This window comes from Burkholderia sp. Bp9142 (genome assembly GCF_003853415.1).
Taxonomy (GTDB): domain Bacteria; phylum Pseudomonadota; class Gammaproteobacteria; order Burkholderiales; family Burkholderiaceae; genus Burkholderia.
Window position 1 is genome coordinate 237,404 of the sequence record NZ_QTPP01000004.1, and the last position, 21,054, is coordinate 258,457.

Annotated in this window: 17 protein-coding genes and 3 tRNA genes; 12 read left to right on the forward strand and 8 right to left on the reverse strand. The window is 66.5% G+C overall.

Annotation, left to right across the window (positions count from 1 at the left end):
- Positions 1-89: 89 nt before the first annotated feature.
- The 3 genes from DIE22_RS06870 (at position 90) to DIE22_RS06880 (ending at position 2,839) form a co-directional block, all read left to right on the forward strand.
- Positions 90-1,127 carry a quinone-dependent dihydroorotate dehydrogenase gene (locus tag DIE22_RS06870; RefSeq protein WP_124497483.1) on the forward strand — a complete coding sequence of 346 codons (1,038 nt, stop codon included), beginning with the start codon at positions 90-92 and terminating at the stop codon, positions 1,125-1,127.
- 102 nt (positions 1,128-1,229) lie between these two features.
- A complete protein-coding gene (locus tag DIE22_RS06875) occupies positions 1,230-2,024 on the forward strand; it encodes a cystine ABC transporter substrate-binding protein (RefSeq protein WP_124497482.1) in 795 nt (264 codons plus the stop codon).
- 122 nt (positions 2,025-2,146) lie between these two features.
- Positions 2,147-2,839, forward strand: a complete 693-nt coding sequence (locus DIE22_RS06880; protein ID WP_124497481.1) for an amino acid ABC transporter permease — start codon at positions 2,147-2,149, stop codon at positions 2,837-2,839.
- 67 nt (positions 2,840-2,906) lie between these two features.
- Here the strand turns inward: DIE22_RS06880 and DIE22_RS06885 are convergent, their stop codons facing one another.
- The 6 genes from DIE22_RS06885 to rnr form a co-directional block, all read right to left on the reverse strand.
- Positions 2,907-3,893: a Gfo/Idh/MocA family protein gene (locus DIE22_RS06885; protein ID WP_124604775.1), complete on the reverse strand. Its 987-nt coding sequence runs from the start codon at positions 3,891-3,893 to the stop codon at positions 2,907-2,909.
- A gap of 101 nt (positions 3,894-3,994) precedes the next feature.
- Positions 3,995-4,711, reverse strand: a complete 717-nt coding sequence (locus DIE22_RS06890; protein WP_124497479.1) for a FadR/GntR family transcriptional regulator — start codon at positions 4,709-4,711, stop codon at positions 3,995-3,997.
- Between the two features lie 283 nt (positions 4,712-4,994).
- Positions 4,995-5,687 carry a ribose-5-phosphate isomerase RpiA gene (gene rpiA / locus DIE22_RS06895; RefSeq protein WP_124497478.1) on the reverse strand — a complete coding sequence of 231 codons (693 nt, stop codon included), beginning with the start codon at positions 5,685-5,687 and terminating at the stop codon, positions 4,995-4,997.
- 103 nt (positions 5,688-5,790) lie between these two features.
- The gene (locus DIE22_RS06900) at positions 5,791-6,663 is read right to left on the reverse strand and encodes an N-acetylmuramoyl-L-alanine amidase (RefSeq protein ID WP_124604776.1); all 873 of its coding nucleotides are present in this window, start codon (positions 6,661-6,663) and stop codon (positions 5,791-5,793) included.
- A 118-nt stretch (positions 6,664-6,781) separates the two neighbouring features.
- Positions 6,782-7,525 (reverse strand): 23S rRNA (guanosine(2251)-2'-O)-methyltransferase RlmB, encoded by a 744-nt coding sequence (gene rlmB, locus DIE22_RS06905; RefSeq protein ID WP_124497476.1) that lies wholly within the window; start codon positions 7,523-7,525, stop codon positions 6,782-6,784.
- Between the two features lie 150 nt (positions 7,526-7,675).
- On the reverse strand, positions 7,676-10,138 hold the full coding sequence (gene rnr / locus DIE22_RS06910; RefSeq protein WP_124497475.1) for a ribonuclease R: 2,463 nt from the start codon (positions 10,136-10,138) through the stop codon (positions 7,676-7,678).
- A gap of 249 nt (positions 10,139-10,387) precedes the next feature.
- Here rnr and DIE22_RS06915 point away from each other — a divergent pair.
- The 4 genes from DIE22_RS06915 to DIE22_RS06930 all read left to right on the forward strand — a co-directional run bounded on the left by DIE22_RS06915 (position 10,388) and on the right by DIE22_RS06930 (position 12,187).
- Positions 10,388-10,474: transfer RNA gene (locus tag DIE22_RS06915), tRNA-Leu, on the forward strand.
- A 183-nt stretch (positions 10,475-10,657) separates the two neighbouring features.
- Positions 10,658-11,647 carry an aliphatic sulfonate ABC transporter substrate-binding protein gene (locus DIE22_RS06920; RefSeq protein WP_124604777.1) on the forward strand — a complete coding sequence of 330 codons (990 nt, stop codon included), beginning with the start codon at positions 10,658-10,660 and terminating at the stop codon, positions 11,645-11,647.
- A 115-nt stretch (positions 11,648-11,762) separates the two neighbouring features.
- Positions 11,763-11,849, forward strand: a tRNA-Leu gene (locus DIE22_RS06925).
- A 251-nt stretch (positions 11,850-12,100) separates the two neighbouring features.
- Positions 12,101-12,187 (forward strand) — tRNA-Leu (locus DIE22_RS06930).
- Positions 12,188-12,421: 234 nt separating this feature from the next.
- Here DIE22_RS06930 and DIE22_RS06935 read toward each other — a convergent pair.
- A complete protein-coding gene (locus DIE22_RS06935) occupies positions 12,422-12,925 on the reverse strand; it encodes an Ohr family peroxiredoxin (RefSeq protein WP_124604778.1) in 504 nt (167 codons plus the stop codon).
- Positions 12,926-13,283: 358 nt separating this feature from the next.
- Here DIE22_RS06935 and DIE22_RS06940 point away from each other — a divergent pair, with 358 nt between their 5' ends.
- The 5 genes from DIE22_RS06940 to DIE22_RS06960 all read left to right on the forward strand — a co-directional run bounded on the left by DIE22_RS06940 (position 13,284) and on the right by DIE22_RS06960 (position 19,257).
- Positions 13,284-14,531, forward strand: a complete 1,248-nt coding sequence (locus DIE22_RS06940; protein ID WP_124500519.1) for an ROK family protein — start codon at positions 13,284-13,286, stop codon at positions 14,529-14,531.
- On the forward strand, positions 14,518-16,071 hold the full coding sequence (locus DIE22_RS06945) for a sugar ABC transporter ATP-binding protein (RefSeq protein WP_124500518.1): 1,554 nt from the start codon (positions 14,518-14,520) through the stop codon (positions 16,069-16,071). The genes DIE22_RS06940 and DIE22_RS06945 overlap by 14 nt, the downstream gene beginning before the upstream one ends.
- 39 nt (positions 16,072-16,110) lie before the next feature.
- Positions 16,111-17,148 (forward strand): ABC transporter permease subunit, encoded by a 1,038-nt coding sequence (locus DIE22_RS06950; protein ID WP_124500517.1) that lies wholly within the window; start codon positions 16,111-16,113, stop codon positions 17,146-17,148.
- A gap of 86 nt (positions 17,149-17,234) precedes the next feature.
- The gene (locus tag DIE22_RS06955) at positions 17,235-18,179 is read left to right on the forward strand and encodes an ABC transporter substrate-binding protein (protein WP_124500516.1); all 945 of its coding nucleotides are present in this window, start codon (positions 17,235-17,237) and stop codon (positions 18,177-18,179) included.
- 127 nt (positions 18,180-18,306) lie between these two features.
- On the forward strand, positions 18,307-19,257 hold the full coding sequence (locus DIE22_RS06960; protein ID WP_124604779.1) for a carbohydrate kinase family protein: 951 nt from the start codon (positions 18,307-18,309) through the stop codon (positions 19,255-19,257).
- A 41-nt stretch (positions 19,258-19,298) separates the two neighbouring features.
- Here the strand turns inward: DIE22_RS06960 and DIE22_RS06965 are convergent, their stop codons facing one another.
- Positions 19,299-21,035: a SulP family inorganic anion transporter gene (locus DIE22_RS06965; RefSeq protein ID WP_124500514.1), complete on the reverse strand. Its 1,737-nt coding sequence runs from the start codon at positions 21,033-21,035 to the stop codon at positions 19,299-19,301.
- Between the last annotated feature and the right edge of the window lie 19 nt (positions 21,036-21,054).

A 21,054-nucleotide genomic window follows, 5' to 3' on the forward strand; every position in this document is an offset into this window, starting at 1 on the left:
CGGCGCGTGCGAGGCGAAGCCCGCCCTTGCCGCGCAACTCCCGGTAAAATAGCGGGTTGTCATTCATTCCGGCCGTCCGCCCAATTCCCGTGTTCAGTTCCCTCTATCCGCTGGCCCGCGCATCCCTGTTCAAGATGGATGCGGAAGACGCTCACCACCTCACGCTGCGCGCGCTCGGCGCGGCCGGCCGCACGGGCCTCGCCTGCGCGCTGTCGGCTCGCGTGCCCGATGCGCCGCGCACCGTGATGGGGCTCACGTTCCGCAACCCCGTCGGTCTCGCCGCCGGCCTCGACAAGGACGGCGCCGCCATCGACGGCCTCGCCTCGCTCGGCTTCGGCTTCATCGAGGTCGGCACGGTCACGCCGCGCCCGCAGCCGGGCAATCCGCGCCCGCGGATGTTCCGCCTGCCGCAGGCCGAAGCGCTGATCAACCGGATGGGCTTCAACAACCACGGCGTCGACCAGTTCGTGAAGAACGTCCAGGCGGCCCGTTATCGCGGCATCCTCGGCCTGAACATCGGCAAGAATGCCGACACGCCGATCGAGCGCGCCGCGGAAGACTATCTCTACTGCCTCGAGCGCGTGTACCCGTTCGCGAGCTACGTGACGATCAACATTTCGTCGCCGAACACGAAGAACCTGCGCCAGTTGCAGGGCGCGGGCGAACTCGACGCGCTGCTCGCCGCGCTGAAGGACAAGCAGCAGCGTCTCGCCGATCTCCACGGCAAGCTCGTGCCGCTCGCGCTGAAGATCGCCCCCGATCTCGACGACGAACAGGTGAAGGAAATCGCCGACACGCTGCTGCGCCACAAGATCGAGGCGGTCATCGCCACCAACACGACGCTGTCGCGCGCGGCCGTGCAGGGCCTGCCGCACGCGGACGAAGCCGGCGGCCTGTCGGGCCGTCCGGTGTTCGACGCATCGAACGAAGTGATCCGCAAGCTGCATGCCGAAGTCGGCAGCGCGGTGCCGATCATCGGCGTGGGCGGCATTTTCTCGGGCGAGGACGCGCGCGTGAAGCTCGCGGCCGGCGCATCGCTCGTCCAGCTTTACACGGGCTTCATCTATCGCGGCCCCGCGCTCGTGGCCGAATGCGTGAAGGCCATCGCGCGCGAACGCACCGCGTAATATAGCCATAAACAAACGATATTTCGTGGTCGATTGTATTTTTGCTATGATCGATCCCACTGTCAGAATCAAGCGCCCCACTGGGGCAAGGAAGCTCACACGATGAAAATTTCGCTGCTGAAGAAGCTGCTGGTCGCCGGCCTGATCGGCACGTCGTTCGCCGCCGCCACCGCACATGCGGCCGACCTCCTCGACCAGGTGAAGCAACGCGGCACGCTGCGCGTCGGCCTCGAAGGCACGTTCCCGCCGTTCAACTCGAAGAACCCGCAAGGCGAACTCGTCGGCTTCGACGTCGACATCGCGAAGGCCGTCGCCGCGAAGCTCGGCGTGAAGGCCGAATTCGTCACGACCGAATGGAGCGGCATCATCGCGGGCCTGCAGGCCGGCAAGTTCGACGTGATTTCCAACCAGGTCGGCATCACCGACAAGCGCAAGGAAACGCTCGACTTCTCGCCCGCGTACACGTATTCGTCCGCGCAGCTGATCCAGCGCAAGGACGACACGCGCCAATTCAAGTCGCTCGAAGACCTGAAGGGCAAGAAGCTCGGCGTCGCGCTCGGTACGAACTACATGGACATGGCGAAGTCGGTTCCCGGCATCGACGTGAAGACGTACCCGGGCGCGCCCGAGTACCTGCGCGACCTCGCGGCCGGCCGCCTCGATGCGGCACTGAACGACCGCCTGATGCTCGCGTACCTGACGAAGAACTCGCAACTGCCGCTGCGCCCGGGCGCGAACGTCGGCTCGGCGAATCCGTCGGGCATCCCGTTCAAGAAGGGCAATCCGAAGTTCCAGAAGGCAATCGACGACGCGATGGCGCAGCTCGAAGCCGACGGCACGTTCACGAAGATCTCGGACAAGTGGTTCGGCATCGACGTGACGAAGCCGATCAAGTAAGCACGCCTCTGTTTCCCGCCTGACGGCGGGCCGGAAAGGGCGGCATCCGAAACGATGCCGCCCTTTGTTTTACCGGTCCGGTTTATGATTGCGCTTTCGCGCACGCATCCGATTCGTATTCCATGTCGACAACGTCCCTGCTCGTCCAATCGCTGCCGGTGCTCGCCCAAGGTGCCGTACTGACCGTCAAGTTCGCCGTGCTGTCGATGGTGTTCGGCCTGTTCGGCGCCGTCGTGCTCGCGATGATGGGCATCCGGCAAAGCGAACCGCTCGAAGGCTTCGAACGCATCTGGGTCAACGCGCTCGCGTGGCTCGCGCGCACATACGTGAGCCTGATGCGCGGCACGCCGCTGCTCGTGCAGATCTTCGTGATCTATTACGGGCTGCCGAGCCTCGGCATCTCGCTCGATCCGACGCCGGCCGGCGTCATCGCGCTATCCGCGAACGTCGCCGCTTACATGTCCGAAAGCATGCGCGGCGCGATCAACGGGATCGCGCGCGGCCAATGGCTGGCCGCATACAGCCTCGGGCTGTCGTGGGGCCAGACGCTGCGCTTCGTGATCGGCCCTCAGGCGCTGCGCATCGCCGTGCCGAGCCTGTCGAACAGCCTGATCAGCCTGATCAAGGACACGTCGCTCGTATCCGTGATCACCGTGACCGAGCTGCTGCGCAGCGCGCAGGAAGTGATCGCGGCGACCTACCAGCCGTTGCCGCTGTACCTCGCCGCCGCCGCGGTCTACTGGGTGCTGTGCCAGATCCTCGAATGGGTCCAGCGCTGGTACGAACAGCGCCTGTCGCTGCCCGCGCGGCACTGAGCACGTTGCCTCTCTCGCCGGGCCGCGGATGCGCGCCCGGCCCCTTCCTTCCTGCCTACTCGCCCGCCTACTCGCCCGGATAGCGCACGCCGAGCGCCGCGCGTGCCGCATCGGTCATCGCGATCATCTGTCGTGAATGGTCGTGCGTCATGATCGGGCTTTCGAGCTCGCCCGCGCGCAGCAGATCGCAGAAATGCGCGGTCTCGTAGTTCAGGCCGCCGCCGTCGACCGGCGCATCGAGTTCGACGCTACGCCCGTCGGCATAGCGAATCGTCGCCCGCGCAGGGTTCCACCACTTCTCGTGAATCGTCACGTGTCCGCCCGCCGCCGCGAGCAGCGCGTCGCCGCGCCCCATCACGTCGAGCCCGCAAAAGAGCTGCGCGATGCCGCCGTTCGCGTGGCGGCTGTTCAGGCTCGCGAATACGTCGACGCCCGTCGCGCCGACGCGCCCGAGCGTCTGCACGTCGCGTGCGGCACCGAGCCAGTCGACCGCGAGAAACGCTTCGTAGATCCCGATGTCGAGCAGCGCGCCGCCGGCACGATCGAGACGATAGACCGAATGATCGCCAGGCACCGACGACGACGCGCAGCCCGCGCGCACGAGCCGGATCTCGCCGATCGGGTCGTCATGCAGGTGCGCACGCAACTGACGGTACAACGGAAAGAACGGCGGCTTCATCGCTTCCATGAAGAGCCGTCCGGCAGCGCGCGCCGCATCCAGCACCGCGTCGAGTTGCGCCGCGTTCAGCGTCGCCGGCTTTTCGCACAGCACGGCCTTGCCGGCGCCGAGCGCCGCCTGCGCGTAGTACGCGTGACTGTCGTGGAGGGTCGCGATGTAGATCGCGTCGATGTCGCTCGCGAGAAGTGCATCGAGGCTGGCGGCAGGCGTGCCGCCGCAGCCTTCGCAGAAGGCGGTTGCCGCGTCGGCGCGGCGTGCCCACACGCCGGCGAGCACGGCACCGGGCACGTGGGCGAGGCTTTGCGCGAAACGGCATGCAATGCTGCCAGCGCCGATGATGCCGAAGCGCACCGGGCGGTTGTCGAGGTCGTTCATCCGGATCTTCCGTGTCGGTCGTATGACGGTGGCCGGCACGCTGCCGGCCGGCCGTCATGATAAACGGCTCGCCGGCTCACGAATAAGCGACGCGTGCGAATTCAGGCGCGTACGGGCACGTCGACGGAGAAATCGCGCGATATCTCGTCGGCGCTGAAATCGATCAGGGCGAGCGACGCCGCTTCGGCTTCGCGCGGATCGCGACGTTCGATCGCATCGACGACGCGCGCATGCGCCTTGACCGCGATGTCGTGCGCACCATCCTTCTGCACGACGCGCGGATTCACGAGCCGCACCGCACCGCGCACGATCGCCGCCATCTGCTGGAAGAACTGGTTGCCGCTCGCCTGGACGATCCGCGTGTGCAGCAGTTCGTCCGCCGTGTCGTAGCCGGGGTCGCCCGGTTGCAACACCTTGAACGCGTCAAACGCCTCGCGGATGCCCGCAATGTCGACGGCCGTCGCACGGACCGCCGCCTGCGCGGTCGCGCGCGGTTCGATCAGCATCCGGAATTCGATGACGTCGCGCATGAACTGCGGATCCGGCTTCGCGCGAAACCGCCAGCTCACCACGTCCTCATCGATCATGCGCCAGTCGCGCATCGGTCGAACGCGCGTGCCGACTTTCGGACGCACGTCGAGCATGTCGCGCGCAAGCAACATCGATAATGCTTCGCGCATCACCGTACGGCTCACATCGAACTCTTTCGATAGCACGTCCTGTGGCGGCAGAATGCCGCCGTACTTGTCTTCGACGATACCTTCGACAAGCCCATCCATCACTTTGGCGACCAGTGACCGGTCTTTGCCCTGCTCCATGACACCTCCCCGTGCGTCGATTTGCGAACACCTGCTCCGCAGTTCCGCCGGCCCTGGTTACGACTGTTCTTATGATCTATAAGTTGATGAGTTCGAGGATATTTCGCTATCTGGTAAACACCTGACAGGGTTATCCCTCTTTTTGACGGGGTGATTTATAAGGCTTCAAAAAAAGCCCGGAAAGCGCTCTGCGCTTGCCGGGCCGCGATTTTTGCCAAATTTAAACATGCAATCCATTACGGCATCCTGACGCCATTACGGACTGCTTCTCATTCAGTTGTGATTAACCGGGATAAACGATCGTTTCAACGCCGTTTGCCGTGCCGAGCAGGCACAGATTCGCGCCGCGCTCGGCGAACAGGCCGACCGTCACGACGCCCGGCCATGCGTTGACCTGCGCTTCGAAACCGCGCGGATCGGCGATCTGCAGCCCCTTCACGTCGATGATCTCGTTGCCGTTGTCGGTGATGTACGGTGCGCCGTCCTGCGTCACGCGCAGCACCGGCACGCCGCCGAGCGCGGTCACGCGCCGGCCGATCGCCGTGCGCGCCATCGGCACGACCTCGATCGGCAGCGGGAAGGCGCCGAGCACCGGCACGCGCTTGCTGCCGTCCGCGATGCAGACGAAGGTATCGGCCACCGATGCGACGATCTTCTCGCGCGTCAGCGCGCCTCCGCCGCCCTTGATCATTGCGCCGCTTGCGTCGATCTCGTCGGCGCCGTCGACGTACACCTGCAGCGATTCGACCTCGTTCAGGTCGAACACCTTGATGCCATGCGATTTCAGGCGGTCGGTCGTCGCGATCGAGCTCGATACGGCGCCGCGGTAGCGCGATTTGACGGCCGCGAGCGCGTCGATGAAGCAGTTGGCGGTCGAGCCGGTGCCGACGCCGATCACGGCGCCTTCCGGCACGTTCTGGATCACATAATCGGCGGCCGCCTGGCCGACCAGGCGTTTGAGTTCGTCTTGAGTCATGGGGTGGGAATACAGCGGGATTGCGGAAAACCGCCAGTTTACCGGACTCGGAAGACGGCCCGGGCTTTTTCCGCGAGGGTGTGGGCGCCGGGCACGCCGACGGTCAAGGCGCCCCGGTGTCGGACGCGTGGCCGACTGCCGGCGTGGCGGGGAAATACTTGTCGAGCAGTGCCTGCGCGATCGCGTCGGTCGCGGCATCCGGATTGCCCGCATAGTCGGACGGACGGAAGTGCATCTGGAACGCGGCGAATACGCGTCGCGTGCGTACGTCGAGCACGCCGTCGGTCGGCACGTCGTAGCCGTAGCGCGCGAGCTTCAGCTGCAATTCGCGCACGTCGACGAGCGCGTGCGGATCGCGACCGCCGAGCCGCGCGGCCACCGTCGCCTCGTCCGGCCATGCGCCGACGCCGGCTTGCGCGAGCGCATGCCACGGAAACAGCGGCCCTGGATCGATCTTGCGTTGCGGCGCGATATCGCTATGTCCGACCACACGCGTCGGCGGAATCCCGAAGCGCTCGACAATATCCTTCGACAGCACAATCAGCGCATCGACCTGGTCGGGCGGATACGGCTGCCAGGTACGGTTTTGCGGATCGAGCGGGCCGCGGTTCACGTTTTCGATGCCGATCGACGCCGCATTGAGCTCGGTCGTGCCCTGCCATTCGCTGATGCCCGCATGCCATGCGCGCTTCGATTCCGGAACGAGCTGGTAGACGACCGGCATCCCGTGTTCGATGGGCGGTTGCGGCGGCACGACGTAGTGCGCGCTGACGGAATCGCCCGTCAGCGTGCGCAGCGATTTCGCTTCGTCGCTTTCGGTGTAATGCATCACGAGAAAGCGGATCCGCGAATCGGCGCCGCGCGCGTGCAGGCTCGTGTCGGCGTAGTAGGTGCCGCGCTCGAGCAGCGACGGCGACGTACAGGCAGCCAGCAGGCCAAGGACGGCGCACGATGCGCCGAGGCGAAACAGGGTCATGGTTCGCGAGTTCCGGGAGCCGCGTGCCGCGCGCAATCACGGCTCGCGTCGTTCGGGTCGTGGCGGCCCGCGCATCGCGCGAGACCGCGTGGGTCAGCCCCGTATGTCAGCCCCGTAGTCAGCCCTTCACGCGCCGCTGCCGCACCGCTTCGTACAGGCACACGCCGCTCGCGACCGACACGTTCAGGCTTTCCACGCTGCCGGCCATCGGAATGCTCATCACTTCGTCGCAGGTGTCGCGCGTGAGCCGGCGCATGCCTTCGCCTTCCGCGCCCATCACGATGGCGACGGGGCCGTCGAGCTTCGTGTCGTACAGCGTCGCCGACGCTTCGTCCGAGGTGCCGATGACCCATACACCCGCATCCTTCAGCTCGCGCAGCGCGCGGGCGAGGTTCGTGACCGTGATGTACGGCACCGTGTCGGCCGCGCCGCTCGCGACCTTCGCCGCGGTCGCATTCAGGCCGACCGCGCGGTCACGCGGCGCAATCACCGCATGCGCACCGGCCGAATCCGCGACACGCAAGCATGCACCGAGGTTGTGCGGATCGGTGACGCCATCGAGCACCAGCAGCAGCGCCGGCCCCTGGATGCCGTCGAGCAGCTCGGACAGGTTCTGCGCGAGCGGGATGTCCTCGACGCGCGCGACGACGCCCTGGTGGCGCTCGGTATGCGCGAGGCCCCACAGGCGCGTTTCGTCGGCCGCGATCAGCCGCACGCCCGCTTCCTTCGCGGCGTGCAGGAAGTCCTGCATGCGGCGGTCGCGGCGCGTCTGGTCGTACAGCACCTCCGCAACCGTCGATGCATCGTGCCGCAAACGTGCGGTCACCGCATGAAAACCGTAAAGAACCTTCAGACGTGACATGACTGGAACAACCTTCGATCAAACGTGCGGCCGCGCAATGCGCGCGGCCGCGATCCATGGAAAAGGAAAGCGCCGCGTTGCCGGCCGGTGACCGGTAGAACGCGGCGTCTCTCGATGCTGCAAGGGCGGCGCTGGCGCCGTCCCGAACGATCAATACTTCTTGCGGGCGTGTGCCTTCTTCGCGGCCGTCTTCACCGCAGTACCGCCCTTCTTCTTCGCCGCACGCGCGGCGCGCGCTTCCTTCACCGCGGCGGTCGGCGCGCTGGCCGCCTTCTTGCGATGCGGCGCGGCCTCCTCCACCAGCGGCAACGAACGCACGCGCGGGCCGCCGCGATCGTTACCGTTACCGGCGGCAGCCGGCGCCGGTGCGGGACGCGGCGCCTTCACCGGCGTGTCGCGCACGAGGCGGAAGTCGATCTTGCGCGCGTCGAGATCGACGCGGCTCACCTGCACGCGCACGCGATCCGACAGGCGATAGCGGATACCGGTGCGCTCGCCGCGCAGTTCGTTCTTGATCTCGTCGTACTGGAAGTAGTCCGAGCCGAGTTCCGTGACGTGCACGAGCCCTTCGATGAACAGCGTATCGAGCTGCACGAAGATGCCGAACGACGTGACGCCGTTCACCATCCCGCCGTACTCCTCGCCGAGCTTGTCGCGCATGAAGTAGCACTTGAGCCAGGCCTCGACGTCGCGCGACGCTTCGTCGGCACGCCGCTCGTTCGCCGAGCAGTGCAGGCCGAGCTCTTCCCAGATCGCCGTGTTCGAGCGCGAACGGCCGCGCGCTTCGTCGTCGGCTTGCTGCATCGCGCGGGCGCGCGGCGACAGCGCGGTGTTCAGCTCGAAACCGTCCGGCGCCTTCGGCACGTACTTCTTGCCGGACAGGATCGCGTAGATCGCGCGGTGCGTGAGCAGGTCGGGATAGCGGCGGATCGGGCTCGTGAAGTGCGCGTACGCCTCATACGCGAGACCGAAGTGACCGATGTTGTCCGGGCTGTAGACGGCCTGCTGCATCGAGCGCAACAGCATCGGCTGCAGCATCTGCGCGTCGGGCCGGTCGCGGATCTGCGCCATCAGCGCCGCATAGTCGCTCGCATGCGGCTTGTCGCCGCCGCCGAGCGTCAGGCCCATGCCGCGCAGGAACGCACGCAGGTTCTCGAGCTTCTCCGGAGTCGGGCCCGCGTGCACGCGGTACAGGCCCGGGTGCTTGTTGCGCTTCAGGAAGTCGGCCGCGCAGACGTTCGCGGCCAGCATGCATTCCTCGATCAGCTTGTGCGCATCGTTGCGCTGACGCGGCACGATCTGTTCGATCTTGCCCTGCGAGTTGCAGACGATGTACGTCTCGGTCGTGTCGAAATCGATCGCGCCGCGCTTCTGACGTGCGGCGAACAGCGACTTGTAGACGCCGTACAGGTCCTGCAGGTGCGGCAGCAGGTCCGCGCGGCGCGCGGCCTCCGGCCCCTTCGTGTTCGACAGCACGGCCGCGACTTCGGTGTACGTCAGGCGCGCGGCCGAATGGATCACGGCCGGATAGAACTGGTACGCCTTGATCTCGCCGCGCGCGGTAATCACCATGTCGCACGCGAGCACGCAGCGGTCGACCTGCGGATTCAGCGAGCACAGCCCGTTCGACAGCTTCTCCGGCAGCATCGGGATCACGCGGCGCGGGAAATAGACCGACGTGCTGCGTTCCAGCGCGTCGGTATCGAGGCCATTGCCCGGCTGCACGTAGTGCGACACGTCGGCGATCGCGACGATCAGGCGGAAGCCGTCGCCGCGACCGACCTTGGTCGGCTCGCAGTAGACGGCATCGTCGAAGTCGCGGGCGTCCTCGCCGTCGATCGTCACGAGCGGCACGTCGCGCAAATCGACGCGGAAGCGCAGATCGCCCGGCCGCACCTTGTCCGGCAGCGCGGCGGCTTCGTCGAGCGCCGGCTGGCTGAATTCGTGCGGCACGCCGTACTTGCGCACGGCGATCTCGATTTCCATGCCCGGATCGTCGATGTCGCCGAGCACTTCGACGACCCGGCCGAGCGGTTGCGAATGGCGGCTCGGGAAGTCGGTCAGTTCGACGACCACGACCTGCCCGACCTTCGCCTTCTTCACGTTCTGCGTGATCAGGATGTCGTGGCCGATGCGCTTGTCTTCGGGCGCGACGATCAGCGCGCCGTTCTCGTTGAGCAGGCGGCCGATCACGCGCTTGTTCGCGCGCTCGGTGACCTCGACGACATGGCCTTCCGGCCGGCCGCGGCGATCGTAGCCGACGATCCGCGCGAGCACGCGGTCGTTGTGCATCACCTTCTGCATTTCGCCGTTCGGCAAGAACAGGTCGTCCTGGCCGTCGTCGCGGATCACGAACCCGTAGCCGTCGCGATGCCCCTGCACGCGACCGGCTACGAAGTTCGACGGATGAGTGAGCTGGTAATGGCCGCGCTTGTCGAGGCGGATCTGGCCGTCGCGTTCCATCGCGGCGACACGGCGGAAGAACCCCTCGCGCTCCTGGCGCTTGATCGACAGCGCTTCGGCGATGTCGTTGGCGGCCAGCGGCGCGTCGCTCGTACGCAGCACGCCGAGAATCTCTTCACGGCTCGGAATGGGGTACGGATATTTGCTCAAGGGTTTGTCGATGATTGTTCTCGTTGCGTTGACTGATGGTGCACGGCATCAACATAGAAGTGTCCGTCAGACAGTTCTATAGTGACGGCGGCGGACCATTCTATCACCCGCCTGTGTTGCCAAATGACGCGAATGCCGCGTGCAGGCGCCACAGCGGCCGGTTTGCGGCGCATCGCAAAAAAGTGTTGACACGGATAATTGGGGCGCTATAATTTCCCTTCTTTGCAGCAAGCAGCTACTGCAAAACGTGCCCAGGTGGCGGAATTGGTAGACGCACTAGGTTCAGGTCCTAGCGGTGGCAACACCGTGGAGGTTCGAGTCCTCTCCTGGGCACCATCTGTTTTTGAAAAGGTCGGCTTTTAGCCGGCCTTTTTTCATTTCCGGCGGCACATTGCGCGCACTGGCCGCGCCATATGCCCGTCACTCCGATCGATAGCAGAATTAATCGGTTATCGATTGCCCTCCCCGTTGGTACGTTAGCCGCCTTGTTATCGACGAATCCAACGAGGAGTTCGCCCCATGACGCCAATGAAGCGCCGCGCGTTCACGCGCGCGATACTGGCCGCCGGCCTGAGCGCCGCCGGCATCCGGACGCATGCCGAGAGCACGCCATCCGCGTTGCGCATCGGATACCAGAAATCGTCGACGCTCATTACGCTGCTCAAGACGCGCGGCACGCTGGAACAGTCGCTCGCGCCGCTCGGCCTGCGCGTGTCGTGGCATGAGTTCGCGAGCGGCTTGCCGCTGACCGAAGCACTCAATGTCGGCGCCGTCGATTTCAGCGCGGACGTGGCCGACACGGTTCCCGTCTTCGCACAGGCCGCGCATGCGCGCTTCGTGTACGTCGCGCAGGAAGCACCGTCACCGAAAGCGCAGGCCATTATCGTCAAGCGCGACAGCGCGCTGCGCACGCTCGCCGATCTCAGGGCCAAGCGCATCGCCGTCACGAAGGCTGCCGGCAGCCACTACCTGCTGCTTGCCGCACTCGCACGCGCAAAGCTCGCCCCCGCCGACGCGGCAATCCACTACCTGACGCCGGCAGACGGCCGCGCGGCGTTCGAGCGCGGCAGCGTCGATGCGTGGATCACGTGGGATCCGTATGTCGCATCCGTCGACTCGAACCCCGACGTGCGGATTCTGGCCGACGGCAACGGGCTTGCTTCGTACCAGCGCTATTACCTCGCATCGAGCAGCTTTGCTGCCACGCGTCCGGACGTCATCCAGATCGTGTTCGACCGGCTCTCGCAGGCCGGCACGTGGCTGCGCGAACATCAGCAGGAGGCCGCCAATACCCTTGCGCCGATCTGGGGACTCGACGCGAAGACGATCGAGCGCGCGAACGCGCGCCGCAGCTATCTCGTACGCGCCGTGGTCACGCAGAACTTCGGCGAGCAACAGAAGATCGCCGATACGTTTCTCGCAGCCGGTCTGCTGCCCGCCCGCGTCGACACGAGCGAAGCGCTGCACTGGAATTTCGCGGCAAAGCGCGCGGATCCGATCGGCGTCTGATGCCCCGAACACGCAACGCGCGATATTTTTATCGCCACCGATCAAATTGTGTTGACAGTCTCTTCAGACACGCTATAATTTCACTTCTTTGCAGCAAGCAGCTACTGCAAAACGTGCCCAGGTGGCGGAATTGGTAGACGCACTAGGTTCAGGTCCTAGCGGTGGCAACATCGTGGAGGTTCGAGTCCTCTCCTGGGCACCATCTGTTTTTGAAAAGGTCGGCTTTTAGCCGGCCTTTTTTCATTTCCGGCGTCGAATCGACACGCGCACTCACGGCAGCATTTATTCGCGCACTGACGTCACGATGCATCGACGATGTGTTGCCGCACATGCCCTCCTCCCTAGCGCCGCAACCAAACCATCAAATTGTTTTGGTTCGCGACCTCAAATACTGTTGACAGATCCTTCAGACACGCTAGAATAGCGGTCTTCGCATCGCAGCAAGCGAAACGTGCCCAGGTGGCGGAATTGGTAGACGCACTAGGTTCAGGTCCTAGCGGTGGCAACATCGTGGAGGTTCGAGTCCTCTCCTGGGCACCATCTATTCTTTGAAAAGGTCGGCTTTAGCCGGCCTTTTTTCATTTCAAGCCCAGGAAGCAAAGCGCCTGTGCGCTTTGCGTGAGGACTCGAAAGGCTGCGCTTGCAAGCGCAGCCGGGGTCGCGCATGTGTGACCGAGTCCTCTCCTGGGCACCATCTGTTTTTTGAAAAGGTCGACTTTTAGCCGGCCTTTTTTCATTTCCGCTCCGGAAGCGCAATACCCCCTCACATCGCGCTCATACCGTCCCGATGACGCGCACGGTGTGCCGAATCCCCTCCCTCGCCATCTTCGCGTAAGGGCAAATCGCCTCGGTCTCCGCGACGAGCTCACGGGCATCATCGGCGCCAACCCCCGGCATGCTGACCTCGACGTCGAGCGCGATCGCAAACAAACCATCCGCAGGGTCGCGCTGAAACGTTGTACTGGCCGAGATCATGAGATTGGCCGGCAGTCGAATCCGGCGTTTCGTCGCAACCAGCGTCAACGCACCATGAAAACATGCCGCGAAACCGGCCGCGAACAGCTGCTCCGGATTCGTGCCGCCACCCGCGCCGCCCAGTTCAACCGGCAGGCGCAACGACACATCGAGCTCGCCGGTTGCCGAACGCGCATGCCCGGACGATCGTCCATGCGCCGATTCGCCGCCGATGACGGTCACCGTCGTCGCGTAAAGCGGCAGCGGTTCGCTGCCGGTGTAAGGATCGAGGAGCGATATCGAGGGACGCGTCGCGCGATGCATGTTTTTCTCCCGAATAGAACAGACGCAGGACGACTTCCGCCGCACCGCGTCGAATGAACAAGCGGCCCAGCCGGTGCCGCTCCACCCGGCCCCGGCAGGCATCGCCGCGTTCGGGCCGTCGTGTCATACGCAGCCCGACGGGCAATCGTGACGCACGGCAAGCAGCAAATCCATCAGACGAATTCGAAAATTTCCGGTGGCGCACCGTCCACCCACGGCCCGCAAACCCACGCCCCGCCTTCATCTCCGGACGAAACCGGGATTTCCCTAGGCTGACACGCCGCCGCTCACGCGGTTAAATAAATCAACGTGATTTATTTAATGCGTCGACAGCCGACGCAACATGGAAGGAGACGCCATGAGAAGCCCGCACATCGGCCAGGGAAGCAACTCGGCCAACGTGCGCCGTTACAACGAGCGCCTGCTGCTGAAGACGCTGCGCCGTGCGGGCAGCGCGTCGAAGGCCGACCTCGCCCGCCTTGCGAGCATGACGGGCACGGCGGTCGGCAGCATCATCGCGTCGCTGGCCGACGCGAAGCTGATCCAGTTCGCCGGCCGCACCGAAGGCCAGCGCGGCCAGCCGGCGTCGCTGATCCGTCTCGATCCGCGCGGCGCGTTCGGCATCGGCGTCCATCTCGACCGGATGCGCATCGAGACGGCGCTCGTCAATTTCGCGGGCGACGTGCTCGGCCGCCGCTCGCACGACACGCTGCTCCCCCCGCCCGCCGACGTGCTCGAGATCGTGCGGCGCGACATCGATGCGATGCAGGATCTGCTCCCCGAACATGAACGTGCACGCCTGACTGGCGTCGGCGTCGCCCAGCCGTACAACCTCGGCGCATGGATGCGCGAGCTCGGCCTCGCCCCCGATACGTTCCTTGCGTGGGAAGACATCGATTTCGCGAGCGACCTCGGGCGCACGCTTTCGCTGCCCGTGTTCGGCGAAAACGACGGCAACGCGGCCGCGATCGCCGAGCTGTTCTACGGGTACGGCCGGCAGTGCGACGACTTTGTGTACCTGTTCATCGGTCCCGCGATCGGCGGCGGCATCGCGATCGACGGCGACTGCCTGCGCGGCGTGACCGGCAATGCCGGCGACATCGCCGTGATTCCCGTGCCGCCGAGCCGGCTGGCGTCCGCACCGCCGCCGCGTGGCCCGTGGGACATCCTGCTCGCCCGCGCGTCGCTGCATGCGCTCGTGCGCCATCTGCGCCATCACGGCGAGACGGTCGAGAACCGCGCCGACCTCGAGGCCTGCATCGCGCGCGGCCTGCCGGCGGTCGACGAATGGATCGACGACTGCGTCGACGCGCTCGCACCGGCATTGCGCGCGGTGCTGTGCGTCGTCGATGCGCCGGTGGTGGTGCTCGACGCCGATACCGACGCCGGCCTGCTCGATGCGGTGACGACCCGCCTGCGCGCGGCCCTCGTCGCCACCGCGCCGGAAGCACGCGGCACCCCGACGCTCGTGCGCGGCACGTTCGGCGCCGACGCCGGCGCGATCGGCGCCGCGACACTGCCGATGTTCTTCAACTTCTCCCCGCGGGCCGGCATCCTCAAGGGCGCCCGCACCGAATCGCAGGAGGTCAACCATGTCGCAATCTGAGTCGCCCCGACCGCTGCTCGAGATGCGCCGGATCAGCAAGACGTTTCCGGCCGTGCGCGCGCTCGACAACGTCAGCCTGACCGTCTATCCGGGCGAGATCCATTCGCTGATGGGCGAGAACGGCGCGGGCAAATCGACGCTGATGAAGATCCTGTCGGGTGCGTACCGCGCCGATGCCGGCGGCGAGATCCTGATCGACGGCGAGCGCATCGACGTCGACGGCCCGCTCGCCGCGCGCGATGCGGGCGTCGCGGTGATCTACCAGGAGCTGTGCCTCTCGCCGAACCTGACCGTCGCGGAAAACATCTACGTCGGCCGCGAACTGCGGCGCGGCAACCGGCGCTGGGGCACCATCGACCGCGCGGCGATGGCGCGCGGCTGCCAGGACGTGCTCGCACGCCTCGGTGCACCGTTCGGTCCGGACACGCTCGTCGGCACGCTGTCGATCGCCGAGCAGCAACTCGTCGAGATCGCGCGCGCCGTGCACACCCGTGCACGCATCCTCGTGATGGACGAACCGACGACGCCGCTGTCGTCGCGCGAGACCGAGCACCTGTTCGGCCTGATCCGCCAGCTGCGCGAGGAAGGTCTCGCGATCATCTACATCAGCCACCGGATGGCCGAAATCTACGAACTGTCCGACCGCGTGTCGGTGCTGCGCGACGGATCGTACGTCGGCACGCTCGAGCGCGAATCGCTGTCGGCCGAGCGGCTCGTCGCGATGATGGTGGGTCGCGACATCTCCGGTTTCTACAAGAAGGAACATGCGCCGTACGACCCCGGCCACCTGCTGCTGTCGGTGCGCGACATCGCCGACGCCGAGCGCGTGCGCGGCTGCAGCCTCGACCTGCATGCCGGCGAGGTGCTCGGCATCGCGGGGCTCGTCGGCGCGGGCCGCACCGAACTCGCGCGGCTGATCTTCGGCGCGGAGCCGCGCACGCGCGGCGACGTGAAGCTGGGCGAGCGCACGTTCGGCGCGCATTCGCCGCGCGACGCGATCGACGCCGGCCTCGTCTACCTGACGGAAGACCGCAAGCGCCAGGGCCTGTTCCTCGACATGAGCGTGCGCGACAACATCAACATCTCCGTATGCAACCGCGATGCGCGGCTCGGTGCGCTCGACCTCGCACGCGGTGCCGAACGCGCACGCGACGCGATCGCATCGCTGTCGATCCGCGTGCCGAACGCGAACGTGAACGTCGGCGCGCTGTCGGGCGGCAACCAGCAGAAAGTGCTGCTGTCGCGCCTGCTCGAGACGAAGCCGCGCGTGCTGATCCTCGACGAACCGACGCGCGGCGTCGACATCGGCGCGAAATCCGAGATCTACCGGATCATCAACGAACTGGCCCGCGCGGGCGTCGGCGTGATCGTGATCTCGAGCGAGCTGCCGGAAATCATCGGCGTCGCCGACCGCGTGCTCGTGATGCGCGAAGGCGAGATCGCCGGCGAACTCGGCGGCCACACGCACACGCCCATCACGCAGGAAGCGATCATCGCGCTCGCCACCGGCTCGCAGGCCGAACTCGCCGACGCGCACTGACCACGGCCCTTCATTCCTCTCTTATATCCAGGTACCGACATGATCAACCCGACCAAGCAGCGGAACCTCGCTTCCGCGACGGCCCATCCGGTGGCCAACCGTACGCCGCTGATGCGCGGCGCCGATCATCGCGCGCGCATGCAGTCGCTGATGCGCACCGCCGGCATGCTGCCGGTGCTGCTGGTCCTGTGCATCGGCTTCGGGTTCCTGACCGACGGCTTCTTCACGCTGCAGAACCTGTCGATCGTCACGCAGCAAGCATCGATCAACATCGTGCTCGCGGCCGGCATGACGTTCGTGATCCTCACGGGCGGCATCGACCTGTCGGTCGGCTCGGTGCTCGCCGCGTCGGCCGTCGCCGCGCTGCTCGCGTCGACCATCCCCGGCTGGGGCTGGCTCGGCGTGCCGATCGCACTCGTCGTCGGCCTCGTGTTCGGCGCGATCAACGGCGGCCTGATCTCGTTCCTGCGCCTGCCGCCGTTCATCGTCACGCTCGGCGCGATGACGGCCGTGCGCGGCGTCGCCCGACTGATCGGCAACGACACGACCGTCTTCAACCCGCAACTGCCGTTCGCATTCATCGGCAACGGCACGATCCTCGGCGTGCCGTGGCTCGTCGTGATCGCCTGCGCGGTGATCGCGCTGTCGTGGTTCATCCTGCGCCGCACGGTGCTCGGGATGCGGATCTATTCGGTCGGCGGCAACCCGGAAGCCGCACGGCTGTCGGGCATCAACGTGCGGGCGATCCAGCTGTTCGTGTATGCGGCCTCGGGCCTGCTCGCCGGTCTCGGCGCGGTGATGTCGGCCGCGCGGCTCTATGCGGCCAACGGCCTGCAGCTCGGCCAGTCGTACGAACTCGATGCGATTGCCGCGGTGATCCTCGGCGGCACGAGCTTCGTCGGCGGCGTCGGTTCGATCGTCGGCACGCTGATCGGTGCACTGATCATCGCGGTGCTGACCAACGGCCTCGTGCTGCTCGGCGTGTCCGACATCTGGCAGTACATCATCAAGGGGCTCGTGATCATCGGCGCCGTCGCGCTCGACCGCTATCGCCAGCGCGACTCGGCCCGCACCTGACACGCATCCCTCACCATTCAACCACCAGGGCGCAGGCAGGTCCTCCTGCGCCCGTCCGCCAACGGACCTTCCGGAGACACAACGACATGTTCAAGCACAAAGCCGCCCTGACCGCCGTCGCCTGCGCGCTCGCATTCGGCACCGCCGCCGCCCATGCAGCCGACAAGCCGCTGAAATCGATCGGCGTCACGGTCGGGTCGCTCGGCAACCCGTACTTCGTCACGATCGTGAAAGGCGCCGAAGCGCGCGCGAAACAGCTCAACCCGAACGCGAAGGTCACCGCGGTGTCGGCCGACTACGACCTGAACAAGCAGTTCACGCAGATCGACAACTTCATCTCCGCGCATGTCGACATGATCCTGCTCAACGCGACCGACCCGAAGGCGATCGAGCCGGCGGTGAAGAAGGCGCAGGCGGCCGGCATCACGGTCGTCGCGGTGGACGTCGCGGCCGCCGGCGCGAACGCGACCGTGCAGACCAACAACGTGAAGGCAGGCGAGCTGGCGTGCGACTACCTCGCGAAGAAGCTCAACGGCAAGGGTAACGTGATCATCGAGAACGGCCCGCAGGTGTCGGCCGTGATCGATCGCGTGAACGGCTGCAAGACCGTGCTCGCGAAGAACCCGGGCATCAAGCTGCTGTCGAGCGACCAGGACGGCAAGGGCTCGCGCGAAGGCGGGATGAACACGATGCAGGGCTACCTGACGCGCTTTCCGAAGCTCGACGGCGTGTTCACGATCAACGACCCGCAGGCGATCGGCAGCGATCTCGCGGCGAAACAGCTGAATCGCCCGAACATCGTGATCACGTCGGTCGACGGCGCACCCGACATCGAGGTGGCGCTGAAGTCCAACACGCTCGTGCAGGCGTCGTCGAGCCAGGATCCGTGGGCGATGGCGCAGCAGGCCGTCAACGTCGGCTACGGCATCATGAACGGCCAGAAGCCGGCCAACCCGATGATCCTGATCGAGCCGACGCTCATCACGCGCGACAACGTGAAGGGCTACAAGGGCTGGAGCAGCCCGCGCTGAGCGCACGCTGCGACCTGCGCCCCCGGGCGGTGCCGGGCCGCGTCGCCGCGCGCGGCGCCGGCCCTGCCCGTCCGCTCACCTCAACCGCTGCACCGCCGCGCGACACGCCGCGGCACAAGGTTTCGACATGACGACGACGCTCCCCCGCCTGATCGTATTCGGCGAAGCGCTGACCGATTTCATCCGCGACGACGCGCAGCACTGGCGCAGCGTCGCCGGCGGCTCGTGCTGGAACGTGGCGCGCGTCGGCGCGCGGCTCGGTGTGCCGACCGCGTTCGCCGGCACGGTCAGCCGCGATATCTTCGGCGACGAACTGATGCGCAGGAGCGCCGATGCCGGGCTCGACCCGCGCTTCATGCGACAGGTCGACCGCGCGCCGCTGCTCGCGATGGTCGTGTCGAAACAGCCGCCCGACTATTTCTTCATCGGAGAGAACAGCGCCGATCTCGCGTTCGATCCCGCCGACCTGCCCGACGGGGCGCTTGACGCTGCCGAGATCGTGCATGTGGGCTCGCTCGGCGTCGTGCGCGAGCCGCTCGCGTCGCGCCTGATCGAGGTCGTGCAGGCTGCACGCGCGGCCGGCAGGCGGATCTCGTTCGACCCGAACTATCGCGCGCCGATGGCCACGCCGTCGTATCCCGACACGCTGCGCCGGCTGGCCGGTCTCGCCGACTGGATCAAGGTGTCCGATGAGGATTTGCGCGGCCTGTTCCCCGAACTCGACGAAGCCGCCGCGCTCGCGCAATTGCGCGCCTGGGCGCCCGACGCGACCGTGCTCGTCACGCGCGGCGCGGCCGGCATGCAGCTCCTGCATCGCGACACCGCGCTGTTCCAGCCGGCGTTCGCGACCGAGGTCGCCGACACCGTCGGCTGCGGCGACGCCAGCATCGGCGGCTGGCTCGCCAGCCAGCTCATGCACCCCGACGCATCGATCGCCGGCCATCTGCGCTACGCGGCAGCCTGCGCTGCGGTCGCCTGTGCGCATGCAGGCGCGTATGCTCCGACGGCTGCCGAAGTTGCCGATGTCGTGGCCAGCCGCGCGACCGCCGAACCGGCCGACGCCGCGCTATCGCATTAGGCTGCATCGGAAAGCATCAGGCGCGCATACGCACCGCCGAGTCACGTGCCGCCCTTCCCGACGTTACCGCCATTACCACCATGACCGCGCGCCTGCAGCAGTTGCAGGCTCTCGTCGACACTCAGCTCGGACATCGCATCGTCGCGCAGCGTATCGTCCGCCGCGCGGCGCAGCGCATGCAGCGCGTGCTCCTTGATCCGCACGATCGCAAGCTGCAGCCCGCGTGCCGCGCATTCGGCCGCGAACGTGCGCAACGACTCGATCGTCGTGCCGTCGACATCCGGCGTTTCCTCGAGACTCAGGATCACGACATGCGTGGCGGGCGCGGCCTTCATCAGCGCGCGCACGCGATTGAGCATCCGGTCTGCGTTCGCGAAGAACAGCTGCGCCTCGGGCCGCACGATCAGCACGCCGGGCACCGGTTTCGCGTCCTCGTGGATCGCGACATCGACGAAATCGTGGCTCTCGCGCAGCCGGCCGAGCACGCTGACGTTCGGCTCGGACAGCTTGCGCAGCGTCAGCAGCAGGTTCACGCCGATCGCCGCGAGCAGCCCATGCAGCACACCGAGCACCAACACCGCGAGCACCGCGGCGACCACGACCAGCCGGTCGCGATGCCAGTCCCAGTACGGCCGGAACACCGACGGATGCAGCGAATGGCTGACCGCGAAGATCACGATCGCCGCGAGCACGGGCTCCGGCGTGCGTGCGAGCTGCGGCAGCAGCAGCCACACGATCAGCGCGACCACGCCGGCTGCCCACAGGCTCGAGAAGCGCGATTGCGCGCCAGCCGCCTCATTCGCCGCAGTCGCCGAATAGCCGGCGCCGACCGGCATCCCGTGCAGCAGCCCCGACACGAGATTTGCGCAGCCGATCGCGACCAGATCGCGATTTGCCGACACGCTGTCGCCGTGCTTCAGCGCGAAGTTGCGGATCGATCCGTACGACTCGGCATACAGGATCAGCATCAACGCGAACGCGAGTTCGATCGTCTGCATCCACGCGTTGCGGTCGAGAGGCGGCAGGCCGAACTCGATATGCTGGAAGTCGATATGGCCGACGATCGCGATCCCGTACTGCTTCCAGTCGACCACGTAGCCTGCCGCGATCGCCAGCACGATCACGACGAGCGTGGCCGGCACGCGCTTGCTGCGCCCGAGCAGGAACAGCAGCGCGAGCGCGGTCGCGCCGAGCGCGACGCTCGCGAGGTTCGCATGCGGCGCGCCGATGACGAGCTCGAGCGCGACATGCGGCGCATCGCCGTGCTGCACGGAAATCGCGAGGATCTTCGGCAACTGCTTGATGACGATCGTCAGCGCGAGGCCGAACGTGAAACCGCGCAGGACCGGACGCGCGACGAAATCCGACATGCCGCCGAGCCGCGCGACGCCTGCCAGGATGAACAGCACGCCGGTCATCGCGACGAGTGCGGCCGCCAGCGCGAGTTGCGCGGCGAGCGCCATCCCCGATTCGGCCAGCACGGTCGCCGCGAGCACGGCGGCCGACGACGAGGTCGACGACACGATCGCAAAGCGGCTGCTGCCGGTCAGCGCGTAGACGACGAGTCCCGACAGCAGCGCGATGAGACCGGCCTGCGGCGGCAGGTTGGCGAGCCCCGCATACGCGACCGCCTCGGGAATCAGCAGCCCGGCGATCGACAGGCCGGCCAGCGCATCGAGGCCGATGCGCCGCGTGGGCGGCGGCGTTGCCGCATCGAGTGCAGCGAAATGCTCGGGATGCTGCGGGCCGGCATCCGGACGGGTCGGGGCGGTCGTCATGAGGCAGCAGGCACCGGGC